Raw genomic sequence first — 17925 nt, forward strand, 5'->3', positions numbered from 1 at the left:
GTGATCTCAGCCGGGCGCCGGGCCCGTGTGACCCCAGGCGGGCGCCGGGCCCGTGTGATCTCAGGCGGGCGCCGGGCCCGTGTGATCTCAGCCGGGCGCCGGGCCCGTGTGACCTCAGCCGGGCGCCGGGCCCGTGTGATCTCAGCCGGGCGGCGGGCCCGTGTGATCTCAGCCGGGCGGCGGGCCCGTGTGACCTCAGGCGGGCGCTTGGCCCGCGTGATCCTGGGCGGGCGCCCGAGATCGCCGGAGGGGCGCACGCCGAACCCGGTCGATCCGGGGGCGGGCGCGCGATCGGGAGCTTCGGGAGGAACGGGACGAGGCGGGGCCGGGTACCCTGCGTCCTGTGAGCGAGGTCATGAACGCGGACGTGATCCGGCTGATCGGCGTCCGGGAGACGCCGCTGTCGGTGGACGAGGTCTTCAACGCCGTCGGCGACCCGGCCGCCGGCGGCACGGCCGTGTTCGTCGGAACGGTGCGCGACCACGATCACGCGCGGGCGGTGAGCAGGCTGTCCTACAGCGCCCACCCGAGCGTGGAACGCGAGCTGCGCGCGGTCATGGAGAAGGTCGCCGCGGACTTCCCCGTACGGGCGCTGGCGGCGGTCCACCGGGTCGGTGACCTGGAGATCGGCGACCTGGCCGTGGTCGTGGCGGCGTCCTGCCCGCACCGCGCCGAGGCGTTCGAGGCGTGCCGCCGGCTGATCGACGACCTCAAGGCGCAGGTGCCCATCTGGAAGCACCAGTCGTTCTCCGACGGCGGCGACGAGTGGGTCGGGGCCTGCTGAGTGGCCCACTGCACATAGGCTTTCCGCCATGTCTCGTCGTGCCGCCACGCTCACCATCGCGAGCGTGCTCGTTCTCGTGCTGTTCCTCGTTGGCTCGCTGATGCCCGTGCCGTACGTCGCGCTCATGCCGGGCCCGACGAGCAACACGCTCGGCACCAACGACAAGGGCGAGCCGCTCATCAAGATCAGCGGGGCCGGTGCGCCGCAGACCTATCCCGACAGCGGGCACCTGAACTTCACGACGGTCACCTACCGGGGCGGCCCGGGCAACCGGATCGACCTGTTCACGGCGCTGCGCGGCTGGCTCGAGGACGACACGGCGATCGTCCCGGAAGAGACGATCTTCCCCAAGAACGAGTCGCAGCAGCAGGTGGACGAGGAGAACACCCGGCAGATGCGCGACTCGCAGGAGAACGCCGAGGCGGCGGCCCTGCACGAGCTCGGCAAGCAGGTCAGCACCCAGGTGGTCGTGGACCAGGTGCAGAAGGGTAAGCCCGCCGACGGCAAACTGCAGCCGAACGACGAGATCGTGGCCGTGGACGGCACGCCGGTCGCCAGCGTCGCCAAGGTCACCGAGCTGATGGCCAAGCGCAAGATCGGCGACGCGGTGGAGCTGACGATCAAGCGGAGCGGCAAGGAACAGAAGATCAAGCTCACCACCGTCGCCTCGCCGGACGGCAAGCGCGCGGTGGTCGGCGTGGTGCTGGCCGACGACTACAAGTTCCCGTTCGACATCAACATCAGCGTGGGCGACATCGGCGGCCCGAGCGCCGGCCTGATGTTCTCGCTGGCGATCGTCGACAAGCTGACGCCCGACTCGCTGACCGGCGGCAAGTTCATCGCCGGCACCGGAACGATCACGCCCGAGGGCAAGGTCGGCCCGATCGGCGGCATCCAGCAGAAGATGATCGCCGCCCGTCGCGCCGGCGCGACGGTCTTCCTGACGCCCAAGGACAACTGCTCCGACGCGATGGCCGCCCGTCCCGACGGCCTGCGCCTCGTTCGCGCCGACACGCTGCACGAGGCCCGCCAGTCCCTGGAGTCCCTGTCCGCGGGCAAGGGCGACAACCTCCCGGTCTGCAGCAAGTGATCTCTGGCGGCGAGGGCGGCCGGGACCGAGCAAGGGCCTGACCGCAACACCCCCCGCGCCGCCGATTTGGCCAACGCCGATCCATGCCATACAGTTGAGACATCGCCGCGGGGTGGAGCAGTTCGGTAGCTCGCTGGGCTCATAACCCAGAGGTCGCAGGTTCAAATCCTGTCCCCGCTACCAAGGTGAAGGCCCGGTTCGGACTCCAGTCCGGCCGGGCCTTCCGCATGGAGGCGATCGCAGCATCGAGCCTTTGGTCGATCTTGAATCGAAACGATCCCTGAGTGATTGACCCCGTGGGTATGCCGCTGATGACGGCCGATATTTCGGTCGGACCGGTATTCGGCAGAGGGTCTGTTTCATGGGCAAGGGGCTAGGGCTTCTCGGCTACGACACGGCGATCGACCTCGGGACCGCGAACACGCGGATCTACGTCCGGGGGCAGGGTCTGGTTCTCGACGAACCCTCCGTGGTGGCCGTACAGAACGGCAAGGTGGTGGCGGCGGGCGCCGAGGCGCGCCGCATGCTCGGGCGCACCCCGATGGGCGTGCAGGTCCAGCGGCCGCTGCGGGACGGGGTCGTCGCGGACTACAGCCTCGCGCGGCGGATGCTGCGCGTGTTCCTGCTGCGCGTGCAGCGCTGGGGACGGCTGGTGCGGCCGCGCGTGGCGATCACGGTGCCGTGCGGCGCCACGGTGGTCGAACGCAGGGCCGTCGAGGAGGCGGCGTTCGCGGCGGGGGCACGGTCGGTGCACCTGGTCGACGCGCCGATGGCCGCGGCCATCGGGTGCGGTCTGGCGATCGAGGAACCCGCGGCCGTCCTGGTGGCCGACGTCGGCGCCGGCGCGACCGACGTGGCGATCATCTCGATGGGCGGCATGGTGGCCTCGCACACCGCCCGTACCGGCGGCGACGCGCTCGACCACGCGCTCGCCGCGTACGTGCGCGGCGAGCACGGCATGCTCGTCGGCGACGTGACGGCCGAGGAGGCCAAGACCGGCCTCACCGGGACCGACGGCAAGGCCGTGATCCGCGGCCGGTACGCGGCGACCGGGCTGCCCGGCACGCTCACGCTGCCGTACGAGGAGGTCCAGACGGCGCTGGCCGAGCCGATGGGCTCGATCATGAACGCCGTGCGGCTCGCGCTGGACGTCTGCCCGCCGGAGCTGTCGGGCGACCTCATGGACCGCGGCCTCGTCCTGACCGGCGGCGCAGCCATGACCGCCGGCCTCAGCGAGCGACTCCGCGAGGAGACCGACCTGCCGGTCCAGGCCGCCGACGACCCGTTCGGCGCCGTGGTGCTGGGCACCGCCCGTCACCTGGAAGCCCTGGACCTTTTCGGCGGCACAAAGTGGAAGACCCGCCGCACCACCCCTGTCGCCGCCTTCTAAAAGGGTCGCGTTCTAGAGGGTTAGCGGGAGGGTGATCCAGCCGCGGGTGAACGGGGAGGAGATTCGCTTGGCCTTGTCCAGGCCGACGCCCGCGTGGGGGTGCCTGGCGTACAGCTCCTCCAGGGCGACCCGGGCCTGGAGCTTGGCCAGGTGCGAGCCGATGCAGAAGTGCACGCCGGTCGCGAAGCCCAGGTGACGCGGGATCGGGCGGGTGATGTCCAGCCGGTCAGCGGTGGGACCGAACTCGCGCTCGTCCCGGTTGGCCGCGCCGTACAGCATCATCACCTTCTCGCCCGCCGGGATCTCGACGCCGTGCAGGATGACGGGCCTGGTGGTCGTACGGCCGAGCGCCTGCACCGAGCCCTCCATCCGCAGGAACTCCGGCAGCGCCCCGGGGATCAGCGACGGGTCGGCGACGAGCCGTTCCCGCTGGTCGTGATGGGCGTCGAGCAGCATCACCGCGTGCGAGATCAGGTTGCCGGTGGTGTCGTTGCCCCCGGCGACCATGACGAAGCAGAAGCCGAGGATGTCCCAGTCGGTGAGCCGCTCGCCCTCCACCTCGGCGACCGTGAGGGCGCTGATCATGTCGTCCGTCGGCGCCTTCCGCCGTGCGGCGATCACGTCGCTGAAGTAGCCGAACATCTCCGCCACCGCGTTGGCGGCGGCGCCCTCCTTCAGCGACCCGGCGTCGAAGCCGTCGTCCTGCAACGTCGTCAGCGCCGACACCCACGGATCGAACCGCGCCCGCTCGGCCTCGGGAACGCCCAGCAGGTGAGCGAGCGCGAACGTGGGCAGCGGCGAGGAGAAGTCCCGATGCAGATCGACCGTCTCGCCCTCGGCCGCTTTGGCGGCCATGAGGTCCAGGCGTCCCCGAACGAACTCCCGCAGCAACTCCTCCAGCGCGGTGATCCGCCGGGGCGTGAAGCCGTGGCTGATCAGGCGGCGCAGCATCGTGTGCCGGGGCGGGTCGAGCATCACCATGGTCGGCGCGAGGCCGAGCTTGCCGATCTCGTCCTGGTAGAAGGTCAGCCCGTCCCCAGAGGAGAACGTGGAGGCGTCCCGCACGGCCTCCCACACGTCCTCGAACCGCGACAGCGCCCAATAGCCGGGCTCGGCATGCCGGTGAACGGGGTCGTCGTCGCGCAACCGCCGGTAGGCCGGATAGGGATCGGCCTGGAAGGCGGGGGAGAACGGGTCGTAGACGTCGGTCATCGCGGCTCCTCGACTTAACGGGTCCCGTTATTAACGCCCTCTGTTAGTATCACCGCGTGCCGAGAGACGCAAGGGCGACCAGGGACAGCCTCCGGCGCGCCGGGGCCCGTCTGTTCGCCGAGCAGGGCATCGACGCCGCCCGTACCCGCGACATCGTGGCGGCCGCCGGGCAGGCCAACGACTCGGCGATCACCTACCACTTCGGCTCGCGCCGCGGCCTGCTGGAGGAGATCCTCCGCGCCGGCGTCGACCGCATGGAGCCCGCCCGCGAGGCCGCCCTGGCGACCCTGGACGCGACCGACCTGCGAGCCATCGTCGCCGCGATCGTCGAGCCCATCGCCGACGAACTCCTTACCGACGAGGGCCGTGACTTCGTCCGCATCGTCGTCCAGGTGGCCGGTCAGGCCGGGATCCGCAGCCACACCGTTCCGGCCCTGATCGAAGGCGCCGCGATCGCCCGCCAGCTCGACCTCCTGGGGTCGTGCTGCCGCGCCTTCCTGCCCGAGCCGCTGGCCCTGGAACGGATCTCAGTCGTCATCGCGTTCCTCACCGCCGCCCTGGCCGACCGCGCGACCACCCGAGGCCGCACTCTTCTCAGCCATGAAGCGTTCGCGACCGACCTGGTCGACATGCTGACCGCAGCCCTGAACGCCCCTGTGTCAGCTGACCTGGCGGAGTCGGCTGACCTGGCGGAGTCGGCAGGGCTAGCGGAGTCGGCCGAGCTGACGAGTCGGCTGGGCTAGCGCAGTCGGCCGAGCTGACGAGTCGGCTGGGCTAGCGCAGTCGGCCGAGCTGACGAGTCGGCAGGGCTAGCGGAGTCGGCAGGGCTGGCGGAGCGCGCAGGGGCCTGAGTTCACAGGGCGGCGAGGTCGGTTCGGTCGGTGAGGGCGCGCAGGGTCTGGTTGATGTGGTCGTGCAGGAGGGCGCGGGCGGTGTCGGCGTCGGCTTCGCGGAGGGCGGTGGCGATGGCGCGGTGCTGGGACGTGACGTGCTCGGCGCGCTCGCGGGTGCCGGTGGCCACGGCGGCGATGCGCAGCTGACGGTCGCGCAGGGTCTCGTACATGTCGGCGAGAACGGGGTTACCGGCCGCCTCGACCAGCCGTACGTGGAAGGCGCGGTCGGCGGTGTGGAGGTCGGACGGGGGAGACGTGCCCGCGGCGGGCTCGGCGGCGAGGGTTGCGCCCAGCTCGCGCAGGGCGTCCGGGCCGCGTGCGGCGACCACGTCCAGGGCGTGGCGTTCCAGGAGTAGGCGCGCCTCCATCACGTGGCGGCCCTCACCGGGGCGGACCGGGACGACGAGGGCGCCGCGCTTGGGGTAGAGGCGGAGGAAACCCTCGGCCTGCAGGCGCAGGAACGCCTCGCGTACGGGCGTGCGGGAGATCCCGAGGTCGGTGGCGATCTCGCCCTCGGTGAGCAGTTCCCCGCCCAGATAGTCGCCGCCGAGCAGGCGCGACCTGACGTGTTCGTACGCGCGATCGGCGACGGCGGTCATGACCCCTATCCTCCCGGTTCGATGGCCTTCACGTATGCTTCCTTGCATCTATCTTGCATCTATCCATGCATGTATTTGAAGTGGAGGGGTGATGGCGCAGGTCATGGCGGTCCGTGAGAGCACCGACCGTACGGCCTCGGGCGGCTGGCGACCCTGGGCCTACTGGGGGCTCGGCGCGCTGTGCTACCTCGTCTCGCTCTTCCACCGGACCGGCCTCAGCGTCGCGGCGGACGACGCCCTCACCCGTTTCCACATCACGGCCGGCGCGCTGGGGATCTTCACCGCGCTCCAGCTCGGTGTCTATCTGGTGCTTCAGATCCCGGCGGGGCTCGTCGCCGACCGTTGGGGGCCGCGCAAGGTCCTGACCATGGCCGCGCTCGCGCTCGCCGCCGGGTCCGCCGTGTTCTCGGTGAGCGACACCTTGTGGGCGGGCCTCGCCGCCCGAGCCTTGACCGGCTTCGGCGATGCCTTCGTCTTCGTGTCGACCCTGCAGCTGGCGGCCCGCTGGTTCCCCGGCCACCGCTACCCGCTGGTCGCGGGGCTCACCGGATTGATGGGCGCGCTCGGCCAGGTCGTCTCGACGCTGCCGTTGTCAGCCCTGCTCCACTCGTACGGGTGGGGACCGACGTTCGCGGGCGCAGCGGCCGGGACCGTCGTCATCGCGGGCGTGCTGGCCGTCGGGGTCCGCAACGGGCACACCACGATCCCGGTGGATCACGAGCACGAGTCGACGCTGGTCGCGGTCCGGCGCGCCTGGGCCGTCGATGGAACGCGTCAGGCCTTCTGGGGGCACTTCGTGCTCATGGGCCAGTTCGTCGCGTTCAGCGCGCTGTGGGGAGGGCCCTGGCTGACCAAGGCCGAGGGCTTCTCGGCGGGCCGCGCGGGCGCGCTGCTCATGCTCTGCCCGCTGGCCATGGCCGCGTCCAGCTTCTTCGGCGGCCGCTTCATCGCCGGTTCTCCCGTACGGCGTGACCGGCTGGTGCACATCTGGCTCGTCCTGTCGCTCGCCGCCTGGGTCGCGCTCGTGGTCCTGCCGCAGCCCGCCCCGCTCCCGGCCGTCGTCGCGCTCCTGGTGGTGATCGGGGGTGGCGGCGGCGCGGGACCGCTGGTCTTCGATCTGGCACGTTCCACCAACCCGCCGCACCGCTCCGGCACCGCCGCCGGGGTGGTGAACGTGGGCGGATTCTCGTGCGCCGTCCTCGCTCAGCTCTTCGTCGGCCTGATCCTCGACGCGGCCGGTGAGAACGCTTTCCGGGTGGCGTTCCTGCCGGTCCTGGGCATGCTGGGCATCGGAGCCCTGGTGGTCCTGCAATTCCGTTCGCGTTAACCACCCCGACGGGCTAGAGTTAACGCATCGCCGCGGGGTGGAGCAGTTCGGTAGCTCGCTGGGCTCATAACCCAGAGGTCGCAGGTTCAAATCCTGCCCCCGCTACTACTCAGTCAGATCAGCTACACAGTCAGACCAGCTACTCAGCCAGATCAGATACACAGTCAGACCAGCTACGCAGTCAGATCAGAGGCCCTTCCGGATCCGGAAGGGCTTTTGCTTTTCCGGGCGCCGCTAGCCTTAGGGCATGCGCAGCTGGGTGTGGCCTGGGGTTTTGGACGTGATCGCCGTTCTGGTGTTCGTGGCGATCGGGCGGGCCTCGCATGACGAGGCGGGCAGCGTCACCGGGTTCCTCACCACCGCGTGGCCGTTTCTGGCCGGGCTCGCGCTCGGCTGGGCGGTGACCAGAGCATGGAACGGACCGCTCCCGCTGTGGCCCACGGGGGTCGGGATCTGGATCGTGACGGTCGCGGCCGGGATGGTGCTGCGGGTGATCTCCGGTCAGGGCACGGCTGGCGCGTTCATCATCGTTGCGCTGCTGTTCCTGGGCCTGGTGCTGCTCGGCTGGCGTACCGTCGCGAAGTTCTTTATGAACGCAGCGCCTTCATCATGACCGGCCAGGACAGGTGCAGCTCGCGCTGCCAGTAGACCCAGCTGTGGGTGCCGACCGGGTAGAGGTGGGTCTGCACCGGGATGCTGAGCTGCTTCAGGCGCTTGAGGAACGGCTGGGCGGTGTACCAGCAGAACGCCTCGGCGGGGTCGGCGGCCTGGGCGGTCTTCTTGTCGAGCGGGCCCTTGGCGCCCTTCTTGGCGACCGAGACGTACAGCTTGGTGCGGCGCAGGCCGGAGGCGCGCGCCACCGGGTCGTGGGCGGCCCAGACGCCGTGCTGGAAGATCGGGTGGCCCCACATCGCGTACTTGTCGGTGAACGGGCCCAGACCGCTGAGGCCGGTCATCAGCACGTCCGGGGCGCCGCCCGAGAGCGTCGACAGGAAGCCGCTGTAGGAGCCGGCGAAGCGGAACATCCCCGGGTGGCGGGCCGCGTAGATCATCGCGCCGTAGCCGCCGGACGACTGGCCGAGGACGGCGCGGCGCGGGCCGGCGTGGTAGCGCTTCTCCAGGATGCCGCGCAGCTCGGTGAGGTGGAACGTCTCCCATGCGGGGGAGCCACCCCGGCCGTAGTTCCACCAGTCGGTGTAGCCGCCCGCGAAGCCGCCCTCCGGCATCACGACCATGACCTGGGACTTGGCGGCGAGCTTGGCGATGTCGGTGTTGGCGGTCCACGCGTTGTAGTGGGCGTTCCCGCCGTGCAGGGCCCATACGGTCGGCCAGGTCCGCTTGGCGCGGGCCGTCCAGCCCTTCGGAACGATGAGGCGCACCTTGAGCGTCCGGTTCATCGCCTTGGAGGCGATGGACAGGTCGTACATGCGCGGGCCGACCTTCTTCTCGCCCACCACCTTCGCGCCCACCTGCGTAGAGGCGCCCGCTTGCGTAGAGGTGCCGACCCGCGTTGAGGCGCTCACCTGCGTTGAGGCGCTCACCTGCGTTGAGGCGGGTGCGGGCGCGGTCAGCAGTCCTCCGGCCAGGACCGTTCCGAGCGAGACGACGACGGCACGCCTGGTGTGCATATGACCTCGTTAGGGAGGGGCTTACGCGATGCGGGTGGGCGAGACGGTAACAACGAGGTGAACGGGGCGGAAATCGCCTGCAGTGAGGAATTTTCGCGTCCAAGTTGTCACCGCGCTCACAAAGGCAGGTAGGAGCCCATGTTCGCGGCCACGAACTGAAGTGCGTTCAGTTTGCTGATCGTCCCAGTTGACGGAGGCACTGTCGCGCTGGTGAAGTTACCCACGAGTCACGTCAGTGACGGGCGAAAAGTCGGTGACGGGCTGAGAGAGGGACACCACGATGACGACTGCGCTGCGGGACTGGCTGGACAAGCCGAACGCCGAACGCGGCATCCGGCTGGCCACCGACGGCGGAGACTGGGACTACCGCGACTACGGCACGCTGGCCTCGGCCGTGCGCCGCACCGCGGCGGCGATCATCGAGCAGGGCGTCCGCCCCGGCGACGTGGTCTGCATGATCCTTCCGACCGACTTCACCTGCATCGAGACCTACTTCGGCGTGTGGGCGGCGGGCGCGACCGTCTGCCTGATCACGCCGCCGCTGTTCCAGGACGGCGACGACTACGTCGCGCACGTCGCGGCGATCCTGGAGCAGGCCAAGCCCGTGCTGACGATCGCCTCGGCCGACCTGGCGCCGCTCGCCGACCGCGCCATGAAGGCGGCGGGCATGGAGGACGACCCCTGGCAGCCGCGGCAGGCCGAGAACGAGGCGGCCGTGCAGGAGGCCGGCGAGCTGGCCCTGCTGCAGTTCACCTCCGGCTCCAGCGGCGCGCCGCGCGGCGTCATGGTCACCTGGGACAACCTGGAGTCCAACGCCGAGCTGATCGCGCGCGAGGCCGGGTTCGCCGAGGATGACACCGTCGCCTCCTGGCTGCCGCTCTACCACGACATGGGGCTGATCGGCTGCTTCCTCACGCCGATCGCCCGGCAGGCGCACCTGCAGCTCATGCGGCCCGACCACTTCATCCGCGACCCCGCACGCTGGATCCGCTGCTTCGCCGAGGCCCGCCACACCGCCGCGCCGCCGTTCGCCTACGCCTACGTCGCGCGCCGGGTGAAGCCCGAGCAGCTGGAGGGCGTGGACCTGTCCGGCTGGAAGACCGCGATCATCGGCGCCGAGCCGATCGACCCGCACTCGCTGGAGATCTTCGCCGAGCTGCTGGAGCCGTTCGGCTTCTCGCGCACCGCGTTCAAGCCCGCGTTCGGCATGGCCGAGACGACGCTGCTGGTGACGATGGACGAGGTTGTCCGCGACCCGCTGTGCATCAGGCCCGACACCGCGTCGTTCGCGTTCGGCGAGCCGGTGCGCGTGCTGGAGCAGCACACGCTCGGCCCGCGGTCCAAGGGCGCCAAGACCGGCTGGACGGTCGGCTGCGGAACGCCGCAGGAGGACGTGCCGGTCGCCATCGTGAACGACGACGGCACCGAACTGCCCGCGGGCCACCTCGGCGAGATCGTCGTCGGCGGCGCGTCGGCCTGCCCGGGCTACTACGCGGGCGCCGAGGGCAAGTCGACCCGCTTCATCGACGACAAGGTCTACACCGGCGACGCCGGGTTCTTCCACGAGGGCCAGCTGTTCGTGCTCGGCCGGATGGGCGACAGCATCAAGGTGCGCGGCCGTTCGGTGTACGTCGAGGACCTCGAGGCCAAGATCGCCGAGACGACCGGGCTCGGCAAGGGCCGGATCGTGGTCGCCGCCGTGCCGGGCGCGGGCGAGAAGCGGCTGGCGCTGTTCGCCGAGACCACCGACGACTCGTGGGCGGCCGACGTCCGCGAGATGCTGCGCCGCCGCCTCGGCGACGACCGCGTCGAGGTGACGATCGCCGTCGGCTCGGGCCTCATCCAGCGCACCTCCAGCGGCAAGCCGCGCCGCCGCTACATGTGGGAGCGGCTCCAGGCTGGGAAAATGGAGGGCGCACGCATCGTCGGCTGACGGTCTTCTGGCAGTCGATTGACGGTTCTCTCACAAAGAGTGATCGTCGATTGATAAATCTGTCCATAGCGGACAACATGTCGTTGACCCTCCGAGAGGCCAACGATGCCCCCTGTTGCCAAAGCGCTGTTCCGCCTGGGTTCGCGCCTGGGATCGACCGCCCAGAACGCGCTGGAGGTCGCTCGCTTCGGCGGCCTCGACACCGATGAGGACGCCTCGCCGTTCGACGTCGTGACCGAGCAGCGCGTCTACCGGCTCCGGCATTATTTCCCGGGGGGTTCGGGGGGTCGTCCCCCCGGTGAGGACAGCCCGAAGCCCGCTGCGGACGACAAGCGGCCGGTGATCGTGCTGGTGCCGCCGCTGATGATCACCGCCGAGGTGTACGACATCTCCTCGCGGGTGAGCGCGGTCGGCGTGCTGCACGACCTGGGCCTCGATCCGTGGGTGGTCGACTTCGGGGCGCCCGAGCGCGAGCCGGGCGGGCTGGAGCGGACGGTCACCGACCACGTCGTGGCGGTCAGCGACGCGATCGACCGGGTGCGCGAGGCGACCGGGCGGGACGTGCACCTGGCGGGCTACTCGCAGGGCGGCATGTTCGTCTACCAGGCCGCCGCGTACCGGCGCAGCAAGGGCATCGAGTCGCTGGTGACGTTCGGCAGCCCCGCCGACATCAGCGTCGGCCTGCCGTTCGGGCTGCCGAGCTGGGTCGCCTCCGAGGGCGCCGGGCGCATCCCGGACGCGCTGCTCGGCAACATCGCGGTGCCCGGCTGGGTGACGCGGACCGGCTTCCAGCTGCTCAGCCCGGTCAAGTCGGTGCGCAGCCGCGTCGACTTCATCCTGCAGCTGCACGACCGCGAGCGCCTGGCGCCGCGCGAGCGGCAGCGGCGGTTCCTCGAACGCGAGGGCTGGGTGTCGTGGCCCGGCCCGGCGCTGGCCGAGTTCATCCGCCAGTTCATCCAGCACAACCGCATGCTGACCGGCGGGTTCGTGATCGGCGACCGGCTGGTGACGCTGGCCGACATCACCTGCCCGGTGCTGACGTTCGTCGGCGAGGTCGACGAGATCGCGCCGCCGCCGATGGTGCGCGGCATCCGCCGGGCCGCGCCGCGTGCGCAGGTGTACGAGGCGTCGCTGCGCGCGGGGCACTTCGGCATGGTCGTCGGCTCGATGGCGATCTCGCAGACCTGGCCCGCCGTCGCGTCCTGGGCCAAGTGGCGCGCCGGCGAGGACGACCTGCCCGAGCTGATCACGCCGGTCGAGGGCGACGAGGAGACCTCGGCGCCGTCACCGCCCGGCGGCTCCCTCGCGTACGGACTCCAGCTCGCCTCCGGGATCGGCACCAGCGCCGTACGGTCGGCGGCCCTGACCGCGACCCGGGCGTTCCGCGGCGGCCGCCAGCTCGCGGGCGAGGCCACCCAGAACCTCCCGCGCCTGGCCCGACTGGAACGCATCCAGTCCAACACCCGCATGTCGCTCGGCCTGCTGCTGGACGAGGCCGCCGAGAAGGCGCCCGACGACGTCTTCTTCCTCTACGAGGGCCGCGCGTACAGCCAGGAGGCGGCCAAGGGACGCATCGACGCGGTGGTGCGCGGGCTCATCCACATCGGGGTGCGCCAGGGCGACTGCGTCGGCGTGCTCATGGACACCCGGCCCACCGCGCTCGCGCTGGTAGCCGCGCTGAGCAGGCTCGGCGCGGTCGCCGTGCTGCTGCGCCCGGACGGCGACCTGGCCAAGGAGGCCGAGCTCGGCCGCATCGGCCGGATCATCGCCGACCCCGAGAACGCCGCCCGCGCCGCCGGGCTGGAGGGCGTTGACGGCTACATCCTGGGCGGTGGTGGCGGCGAGCGCGATCTCGGCCTGCCGCTGATCGACATGGAACGGATCGACCCCGACGAGGTGCCGCTGCCCGGCTGGTACCGGCCGAACCCGGGCCGCGCGGGCGACCTGGCGTTCGTGCTGTTCACCGGCGACGGCGAGCACATCCGGGCCGCGCGGATCACCAACCGGCGCTGGGCGCTGTCGGCGTTCGGCACGGCCTCCTCGGCGTCGCTGTCGCCCGCCGACACCGTCTACAGCATCACCCCGCTCCAGCACCCTTCCGCGCTGCTGATGAGCCTGGGCGGAGCGGTCGCGAGCGGCGCCCGGCTGGCGCTGGCCAGCGCGTACGACCCGGAGACGTTCTGGGACGAGGCGCGCCGCTACGGCGTGACCGTCGCCTCCTACACCTGGACGCTGCTGCGCGACCTGGTGAACGCGCCGCCGCACCCGAACGAGCGGCACCATCCCGTACGGCTGTTCATCGGGTCGGGCATGCCGCGCGGCCTGTGGCGGCGCGTGGAGAAGCGGTTCGCGCCCGCCCGCGTGGTGGAGTTCTACGCCGCCACCGAGGGCGAGGGCATCCTGGTCAACCTGAGCGGCAAGAAGCCCGGCTCGCTCGGACGTCCGCTGCCCGGCTCGGCCGAGGTCCGCCTCGCCCGCTACGACCTGGAGAACGGCCGGCTCGCCGAGGGCCCGCACGGCTTCGCGGTCGAGACCGCGCCGGACGAGATCGGAATGCTGGTCACGCGCGTGAAGCCGGGCCGCGTCGGCGCGGTGGCCCGCCCGCTGCGCGGCGTCTTCCAGGCCGAGGACGCGTGGTCGGTCACCGGCGACCTGTTCCGGCGCGACGCCGACGGCGACTTCTGGATGGTCGGCCGCGACTCCGAGCTCATCCGTACCACCGACGGCATCGTCCCGCCCGGCCCGATCCGCGACGCGCTCGGCGACCTGCCCTACATCGACGCCGTCGCCGTCTACGGCATCCCGGTGGGCGACACCGACGTCGCCGCGGCGGCCGTCACGCTTCGCGAGGGCGGCGAGGTGAAGCCGGTGGACCTGTCGGAGGCGCTGCTGCGGGTCGAGCCCGAGCTGCGCCCCGCGATCGTCCGCGTCGTCGACGACATCACCGTCACCAAGGGACGGCGCCTGCTCACCGCGCGGCTGCGCGAGGAGGGCGTGCCGCCCGCGGCGGACGGCAGGACCTACTACCGCGACCGCGCCGGCGCGTACCGGCTCCTCACCGAGACCGCCCGCCGCCGTCTCCTGCGCACCCCCAAGGCGCAGGCCCGCTAGCCGCGGGGTGGCTGTTCAGCCGAGGACGGTCGCTCAGCCGCGGACGGTCGCTTTATCCGCGGACGGTCGCTCTATCCGCGGACGGTCGCTCTATCCACGGACGTAGACGCGTTCGTTGTTCTCGACCACGTGGGGGAGGACGTCGGCGGTGTGGAGCGGGACCCGGACGCAGCCGTGCGAGGCCGGGTGACGCGGAACGTGGGTCGAGCCGTGCATCGCGTAGCCCTGGTAGAAGTACAGCGGCCGGTACATGTAGCCGAGCGCCGAACGGTGCCAGCCCTTGATGCGGCGCGTGACGCGGAAGTCGCCGGTCGGCGTGTGCGCCACGCCGCAGCCGCTCGCGCCGCAGTAGGACGCGCCGGAGCCGGTCGAGATGTGGCTGATGAGCGCGGGCTCGCCGTGCCGGTAGGCGACCAGCAGCTGCTTGCGCAGGTTGATCTCCACCCGGTTCGGCGGCGTCTTGGCCACGATCGAGTGCGGCTGGCGGGGACGCGCGAGGGCCGCCCATGTCTTGTCGGTGACGACGCCGTTCGGCTTCATCCTGTTGACCTTCTGGAACGCCCAGACCGCGGTCCGGGTGTCGCCGCCGAACCGGCCGGTGATCGCGCCCGGGTCGTAGTGCAGGTCGCGCAGGCGCTTCTGCAGCTCGCGGACCTGCGGGCCGGTGTCGCCCGGACGGATCGAGTGCGTGCGGCGGGCAAGGCCCGTTCTGTGGTGATCCAGCGGGACTGCATGAGCCGCGGGCAGGGCGGCGAGGGCTGTGGCGACGAGCGCGGTGCCGACGATCATGCGGTGGAGGCTAGGCCGCCGGACCGGGCGCGGCGGCGGGGGCTCGCGGCGTCGCGGGAGAGGCGCGGGGGAAGCTTTACCGGCCGCCGGTGCGACCAGGTGCTGACAGGGAGTGCCCGGCTCAGGTACGTTACAACAAAGCTACACAAATCGAGCATTTGTAGCGCAACCTCGGCGGAGGGTAGATGGGCACGAGACTCCTCGCGGCGCCGCCCGAAGGCAGCGAACTGAAGCCGGTCCGCGGAGCGCCCGGCCTCCCCTATATCGGCAACACCCTGCAGGTGATGCGGAATCCGTTCGGGGTGGCCCGCGAACGCTATGACCAGTTCGGCGAGGTCAGCTGGGGCTGGCTGCTCGGGCAGCGCACGGTCACCGTGCAGGGCCCGGAGGCGGCCGAGACCGTCCTGATCAACCGGGACAAGGCGTTCGCCAACGGACCGGCCTGGAGCTACTTCATCGGGCCGTTCTTCTACCGCGGCATCATGCTGCTCGACTTCGAGGAGCACCTGCACCACCGGCGCATCATGCAGCAGGCGTTCACCCAGAAGCGGCTGCGCGCCTACCTGGACGCGATGGCGCCGAGCATCGGCAAGGGCCTGGACGCGTGGGAGCCCGCGCGCGGCTTCAAGGTGTACGACCACCTGAAGCAGCTCACCCTCGACCTGGCGACCGACGTCTTCATGGGCATCGAGCTGGACCGTGCCGAGGCCGATCGGGTGAACGGCGCGTTCATCGACGCCGTCCGCGCGGGCACCGCCTACGTGCGCTTCCCCGTGCCGGGCCTGCGCTGGCACAAGGGCATGAAGGCCCGCAAGGTGCTGGAGGAGTTCTTCAAGAGCAACCTGCCCGCCAAGAGGCGCGACGGCGGCGACGACCTGTTCGCCGCGCTCTGCGAGGCCCAGACCGACGACGGCGACCGCTTCACCGACGAGGACGTCGTCAACCACATGATCTTCGCGCTGATGGCGGCGCACGACACGACCACCATCACGCTGACCACGATGGCGTACTACCTGGCCAAGCACCCCGAGTGGCAGGAACGGCTGCGCGAGGAGTCGCAGGCGCTCGGCAAGCCGGTTCTGTCCTTCGAGGACCTCGACTCCATGGTCTCCATCGACATGGTGATGAAGGAGTCGCTGCGCCTGGTCTCCCCGGTGCCCGCGCTGCCGCGCCGCGCGGTGAAGGACACCTCGATCCTCGGCTACCACATCCCGGCCGGGACCACCGTGGTCGTTCCGCAGCTCACCAACCACTACATGTCCGAGTGGTGGCCCGACCCCGAGAAGTTCGACCCCGGGCGCTTCTCCGGTGAACGGCGTGAGGACAAGGTGCACAAGTACGCCTGGTCCCCGTTCGGCGGCGGCGCCCACAAGTGCATCGGCCTGCACTTCGCCGGCATGCAGGTGAAGAGCATCCTGCACCAGCTGCTGCTGCGCTACCGGTGGAGCGTGCCCGCGCGCTACGAGTGGCCGCTGGACACCACCTCCCTCCCGTCGCCCAAGGACGGGCTCCCCGTGAGACTCGAACGCCTGGAGAACACAGCATGAGCAAGGTCATCGCCATCACCGGCGCCGCCCGCGGCATCGGCTTCGCCACCGCCAAGGCCCTGCTCGCCAAGGGCGCGACCGTCGTCATCGGCGACATCGACGAGGGCGCGGCCAAGGAGGCCGGCGAGAACCTCGGCGCCCCCGCCTACAAGGTCGACGTCACCTCGCGCGAGTCGTTCGAGGCGTTCCTGACCAAGGTCGAGGAGGAGCACGGGCAGCTCGACGTCCTGGTCAACAACGCCGGGATCATGCCGATCGGCGCCGTGGAGAAGGAGAGCGAGGCCGACGCGCGCCGCTGCATGGACATCAACGTGCACGGCGTCATGACCGGGACCAAGCTCGCCCTCGACCGGATGCTGCCGCGCGGCGAAGGCCACATCATCAACATCGCCTCGCTCGCCGGGGTGCTGCCCACGCCGGGCCTGGCGCTCTACAACGCCAGCAAGGCCGCCGTGGTCGCGTTCACCGAGGCCACCCGCCTGGAGGTGCAAGGCCGCGGGGTGCACGTCTCGGGCGTCCTGCCGACGTTCACCAACACCGAGCTGATCTCCGGCACCCGCAGCCCCAAGGGCCAGAAGAACGCCGAGCCCGAGGACATCGCGGCCGCCGTCGTCGCGCTCGTCGGCAAGCCGCGCGCGCAGGTCACCGTGCCCGCCAAGTTCGCCGCCCAGATCCGCATGAGCGCGCTGATGCCCGACCGCTTCAAGCAGGCGATCTCGCGTCGCTACGGCCTCGACAAGATCTTCCTGGACTACGACGCGGACGCCCGCAAGGCCTACGACGCCCGCATCCGCGACTGACGAGCTTGCTTGAAGGCCTTGCGTGCCTGGGGCAGATACCTGACTGCCTCAGGCAACGCGGGCCACAGGCCGTTGAGGCGGCGGACGGTTGCGGCGAAGCGCTGGTAGCGGCGTTCGTCGGCCTGGCTCCAGGGGAGTTCGAGCAGTTCTCGCATGCGGGGGTGAAGGCCGCCGACGGTGATGAAGCGGGCCACCTCGTTCAGCGGCGGGCTGACACGGCGCCACAGCCCGGCCGGGACCTTGGGCGGTGCGGGCAGGCCCTTGGTCACGTAGCCGACGCCGTAGCGGGCCGTCTTGTGGGCGACGATCTCCTCTTCGAGCATGCGCTTCCAATACGACTGGAAGGCCTCCCAGTCCTCCGGCACGGCACGGTCGCTCACCCCGTACATCCGGAACCAGACCTTCGACTCCTCATAGATGCGGCGCTTCTCGGCCTCGCTCAGCGGGCGGACGAACGTCTCGATGCCGTAGAGCATGTTGTCGAGGAACGTCGCGTGCGCCCAGTAATAGGTCTCCGGGTCGAGCGCGTGGTAGCGCGATCCGTCGGGCATCGTGCCCTTGATGTCGCGGTGGTAGTCCCGCACGTTCATGCCGGTCTCGTGCGAACGCTCGGCGCCGTACACCGTGTTGAGGATCGGCCCCGCGGACCGCTTCAACCGGGCGAACGTCTCGGAGAAGAAGACCGAGTGGTCCAGGACGCCCTGACCGAGTGCGGGGAGCATGTTCTGCAGGACGGCGGCGCGCGGGCCCACCAAGAGCATCCGGGTGTCGCCGAAGTACCGCCAGGTCAGCGAGCCTGGGCCGAGAGGCTGGTCCGTCATG

The 17925-nt window shown here is 70.7% G+C and carries 15 protein-coding genes and 2 tRNA genes; 12 read left to right on the forward strand and 5 right to left on the reverse strand.

The features are described 5' to 3' along the window. The first annotated feature begins 355 nt into the window (after nucleotides 1-355). From J4573_RS24075 to J4573_RS24090, 4 genes are all read left to right on the forward strand, one after another. The gene (locus J4573_RS24075) at nucleotides 356-784 is read left to right on the forward strand and encodes a molybdenum cofactor biosynthesis protein MoaE (RefSeq protein ID WP_208258455.1); all 429 of its coding nucleotides are present in this window, start codon (nucleotides 356-358) and stop codon (nucleotides 782-784) included. A gap of 28 nt (nucleotides 785-812) precedes the next feature. After that, the gene (locus J4573_RS24080) at nucleotides 813-1874 is read left to right on the forward strand and encodes a YlbL family protein (protein WP_208258100.1); all 1062 of its coding nucleotides are present in this window, start codon (nucleotides 813-815) and stop codon (nucleotides 1872-1874) included. A gap of 106 nt (nucleotides 1875-1980) precedes the next feature. Then, nucleotides 1981-2057, forward strand: a tRNA-Met gene (locus tag J4573_RS24085). A gap of 178 nt (nucleotides 2058-2235) precedes the next feature. Further along, nucleotides 2236-3264: a rod shape-determining protein gene (locus J4573_RS24090; RefSeq protein WP_208258101.1), complete on the forward strand. Its 1029-nt coding sequence runs from the start codon at nucleotides 2236-2238 to the stop codon at nucleotides 3262-3264. Nucleotides 3265-3276: 12 nt separating this feature from the next. Here J4573_RS24090 and J4573_RS24095 read toward each other — a convergent pair whose 3' ends face one another. Further along, nucleotides 3277-4476, reverse strand: coding sequence for a cytochrome P450 (locus tag J4573_RS24095; protein WP_208258102.1), 1200 nt, complete (start codon nucleotides 4474-4476; stop codon nucleotides 3277-3279). A gap of 56 nt (nucleotides 4477-4532) precedes the next feature. On the opposite strand from J4573_RS24095, the gene J4573_RS24100 reads away from it, so the two are divergent. Further along, nucleotides 4533-5219, forward strand: coding sequence for a TetR/AcrR family transcriptional regulator (locus J4573_RS24100; RefSeq protein WP_208258103.1), 687 nt, complete (start codon nucleotides 4533-4535; stop codon nucleotides 5217-5219). Between the two features lie 110 nt (nucleotides 5220-5329). Here the strand turns inward: J4573_RS24100 and J4573_RS24105 are convergent, their stop codons facing one another. Continuing rightward, entirely contained in the window at nucleotides 5330-5968 is a 639-nt protein-coding gene (locus J4573_RS24105; protein WP_208258104.1) for a GntR family transcriptional regulator, read from the reverse strand. 91 nt (nucleotides 5969-6059) lie between these two features. On the opposite strand from J4573_RS24105, the gene J4573_RS24110 reads away from it, so the two are divergent. The 3 genes from J4573_RS24110 (at nucleotide 6060) to J4573_RS24120 (ending at nucleotide 7908) form a co-directional block, all read left to right on the forward strand. Next, the gene (locus J4573_RS24110; RefSeq protein WP_208258105.1) at nucleotides 6060-7295 is read left to right on the forward strand and encodes an MFS transporter; all 1236 of its coding nucleotides are present in this window, start codon (nucleotides 6060-6062) and stop codon (nucleotides 7293-7295) included. A 31-nt stretch (nucleotides 7296-7326) separates the two neighbouring features. Then, a tRNA-Met gene (locus J4573_RS24115) sits at nucleotides 7327-7400 on the forward strand. Nucleotides 7401-7575: 175 nt separating this feature from the next. Further along, nucleotides 7576-7908: a DUF3054 domain-containing protein gene (locus tag J4573_RS24120; RefSeq protein ID WP_307796891.1), complete on the forward strand. Its 333-nt coding sequence runs from the start codon at nucleotides 7576-7578 to the stop codon at nucleotides 7906-7908. Here J4573_RS24120 and J4573_RS24125 read toward each other — a convergent pair. Beyond that, nucleotides 7883-8923 carry an alpha/beta hydrolase gene (locus tag J4573_RS24125; RefSeq protein ID WP_208258107.1) on the reverse strand — a complete coding sequence of 347 codons (1041 nt, stop codon included), beginning with the start codon at nucleotides 8921-8923 and terminating at the stop codon, nucleotides 7883-7885. The two genes, J4573_RS24120 and J4573_RS24125, sit on opposite strands and share 26 nt — an antisense overlap. Nucleotides 8924-9203: 280 nt before the next feature. Between J4573_RS24125 and J4573_RS24130 the strand changes: the two genes are divergently transcribed. Together J4573_RS24130 and J4573_RS24135 are read left to right on the forward strand one after the other, a co-directional pair. Then, nucleotides 9204-10856: an AMP-binding protein gene (locus J4573_RS24130; RefSeq protein ID WP_208258108.1), complete on the forward strand. Its 1653-nt coding sequence runs from the start codon at nucleotides 9204-9206 to the stop codon at nucleotides 10854-10856. Between the two features lie 105 nt (nucleotides 10857-10961). Next, nucleotides 10962-13967 carry an AMP-binding protein gene (locus J4573_RS24135; RefSeq protein ID WP_243773515.1) on the forward strand — a complete coding sequence of 1002 codons (3006 nt, stop codon included), beginning with the start codon at nucleotides 10962-10964 and terminating at the stop codon, nucleotides 13965-13967. A gap of 90 nt (nucleotides 13968-14057) precedes the next feature. Here J4573_RS24135 and J4573_RS24140 read toward each other — a convergent pair whose 3' ends face one another. Beyond that, nucleotides 14058-14756: a L,D-transpeptidase family protein gene (locus tag J4573_RS24140; RefSeq protein ID WP_208258109.1), complete on the reverse strand. Its 699-nt coding sequence runs from the start codon at nucleotides 14754-14756 to the stop codon at nucleotides 14058-14060. A gap of 185 nt (nucleotides 14757-14941) precedes the next feature. Between J4573_RS24140 and J4573_RS24145 the strand changes: the two genes are divergently transcribed. After that, a complete protein-coding gene (locus tag J4573_RS24145; RefSeq protein WP_208258110.1) occupies nucleotides 14942-16303 on the forward strand; it encodes a cytochrome P450 in 1362 nt (453 codons plus the stop codon). Further along, nucleotides 16300-17103, forward strand: coding sequence for an SDR family oxidoreductase (locus J4573_RS24150; RefSeq protein ID WP_208258111.1), 804 nt, complete (start codon nucleotides 16300-16302; stop codon nucleotides 17101-17103). The genes J4573_RS24145 and J4573_RS24150 overlap by 4 nt, the downstream gene beginning before the upstream one ends. Here the strand turns inward: J4573_RS24150 and J4573_RS24155 are convergent. Beyond that, nucleotides 17079-17924: an oxygenase MpaB family protein gene (locus J4573_RS24155; protein WP_208258112.1), complete on the reverse strand. Its 846-nt coding sequence runs from the start codon at nucleotides 17922-17924 to the stop codon at nucleotides 17079-17081. The genes J4573_RS24150 and J4573_RS24155 overlap by 25 nt on opposite strands. Nucleotide 17925 lies beyond the last annotated feature (1 nt).

Origin of the sequence: Actinomadura barringtoniae, assembly GCF_017573505.1 — a bacterium.
Classification (GTDB): Bacteria; Actinomycetota; Actinomycetes; order Streptosporangiales; family Streptosporangiaceae; genus Spirillospora; species Spirillospora barringtoniae.

Excerpts from the sequence above, each read along its gene's own strand:
- J4573_RS24090 (WP_208258101.1), top strand. The coding sequence starts at position 2,236 with ATGGGCAAGGGGCTAGGGCTTCTCGGCTACGACACGGCGATCGACCTC.
- J4573_RS24125 (WP_208258107.1), bottom strand. The coding sequence starts at position 8,923 with ATGCACACCAGGCGTGCCGTCGTCGTCTCGCTCGGAACGGTCCTGGCC.
- J4573_RS24155 (WP_208258112.1), bottom strand. The coding sequence starts at position 17,924 with ATGACGGACCAGCCTCTCGGCCCAGGCTCGCTGACCTGGCGGTACTTC.
- J4573_RS24075 (WP_208258455.1), top strand. The coding sequence starts at position 356 with ATGAACGCGGACGTGATCCGGCTGATCGGCGTCCGGGAGACGCCGCTG.
- J4573_RS24135 (WP_243773515.1), top strand. The coding sequence starts at position 10,962 with ATGCCCCCTGTTGCCAAAGCGCTGTTCCGCCTGGGTTCGCGCCTGGGA.
- J4573_RS24080 (WP_208258100.1), top strand. The coding sequence starts at position 813 with ATGTCTCGTCGTGCCGCCACGCTCACCATCGCGAGCGTGCTCGTTCTC.
- J4573_RS24130 (WP_208258108.1), top strand. The coding sequence starts at position 9,204 with ATGACGACTGCGCTGCGGGACTGGCTGGACAAGCCGAACGCCGAACGC.
- J4573_RS24140 (WP_208258109.1), bottom strand. The coding sequence starts at position 14,756 with ATGATCGTCGGCACCGCGCTCGTCGCCACAGCCCTCGCCGCCCTGCCC.
- J4573_RS24145 (WP_208258110.1), top strand. The coding sequence starts at position 14,942 with ATGGGCACGAGACTCCTCGCGGCGCCGCCCGAAGGCAGCGAACTGAAG.
- J4573_RS24105 (WP_208258104.1), bottom strand. The coding sequence starts at position 5,968 with ATGACCGCCGTCGCCGATCGCGCGTACGAACACGTCAGGTCGCGCCTG.
- J4573_RS24095 (WP_208258102.1), bottom strand. The coding sequence starts at position 4,476 with ATGACCGACGTCTACGACCCGTTCTCCCCCGCCTTCCAGGCCGATCCC.
- J4573_RS24150 (WP_208258111.1), top strand. The coding sequence starts at position 16,300 with ATGAGCAAGGTCATCGCCATCACCGGCGCCGCCCGCGGCATCGGCTTC.
- J4573_RS24110 (WP_208258105.1), top strand. The coding sequence starts at position 6,060 with ATGGCGCAGGTCATGGCGGTCCGTGAGAGCACCGACCGTACGGCCTCG.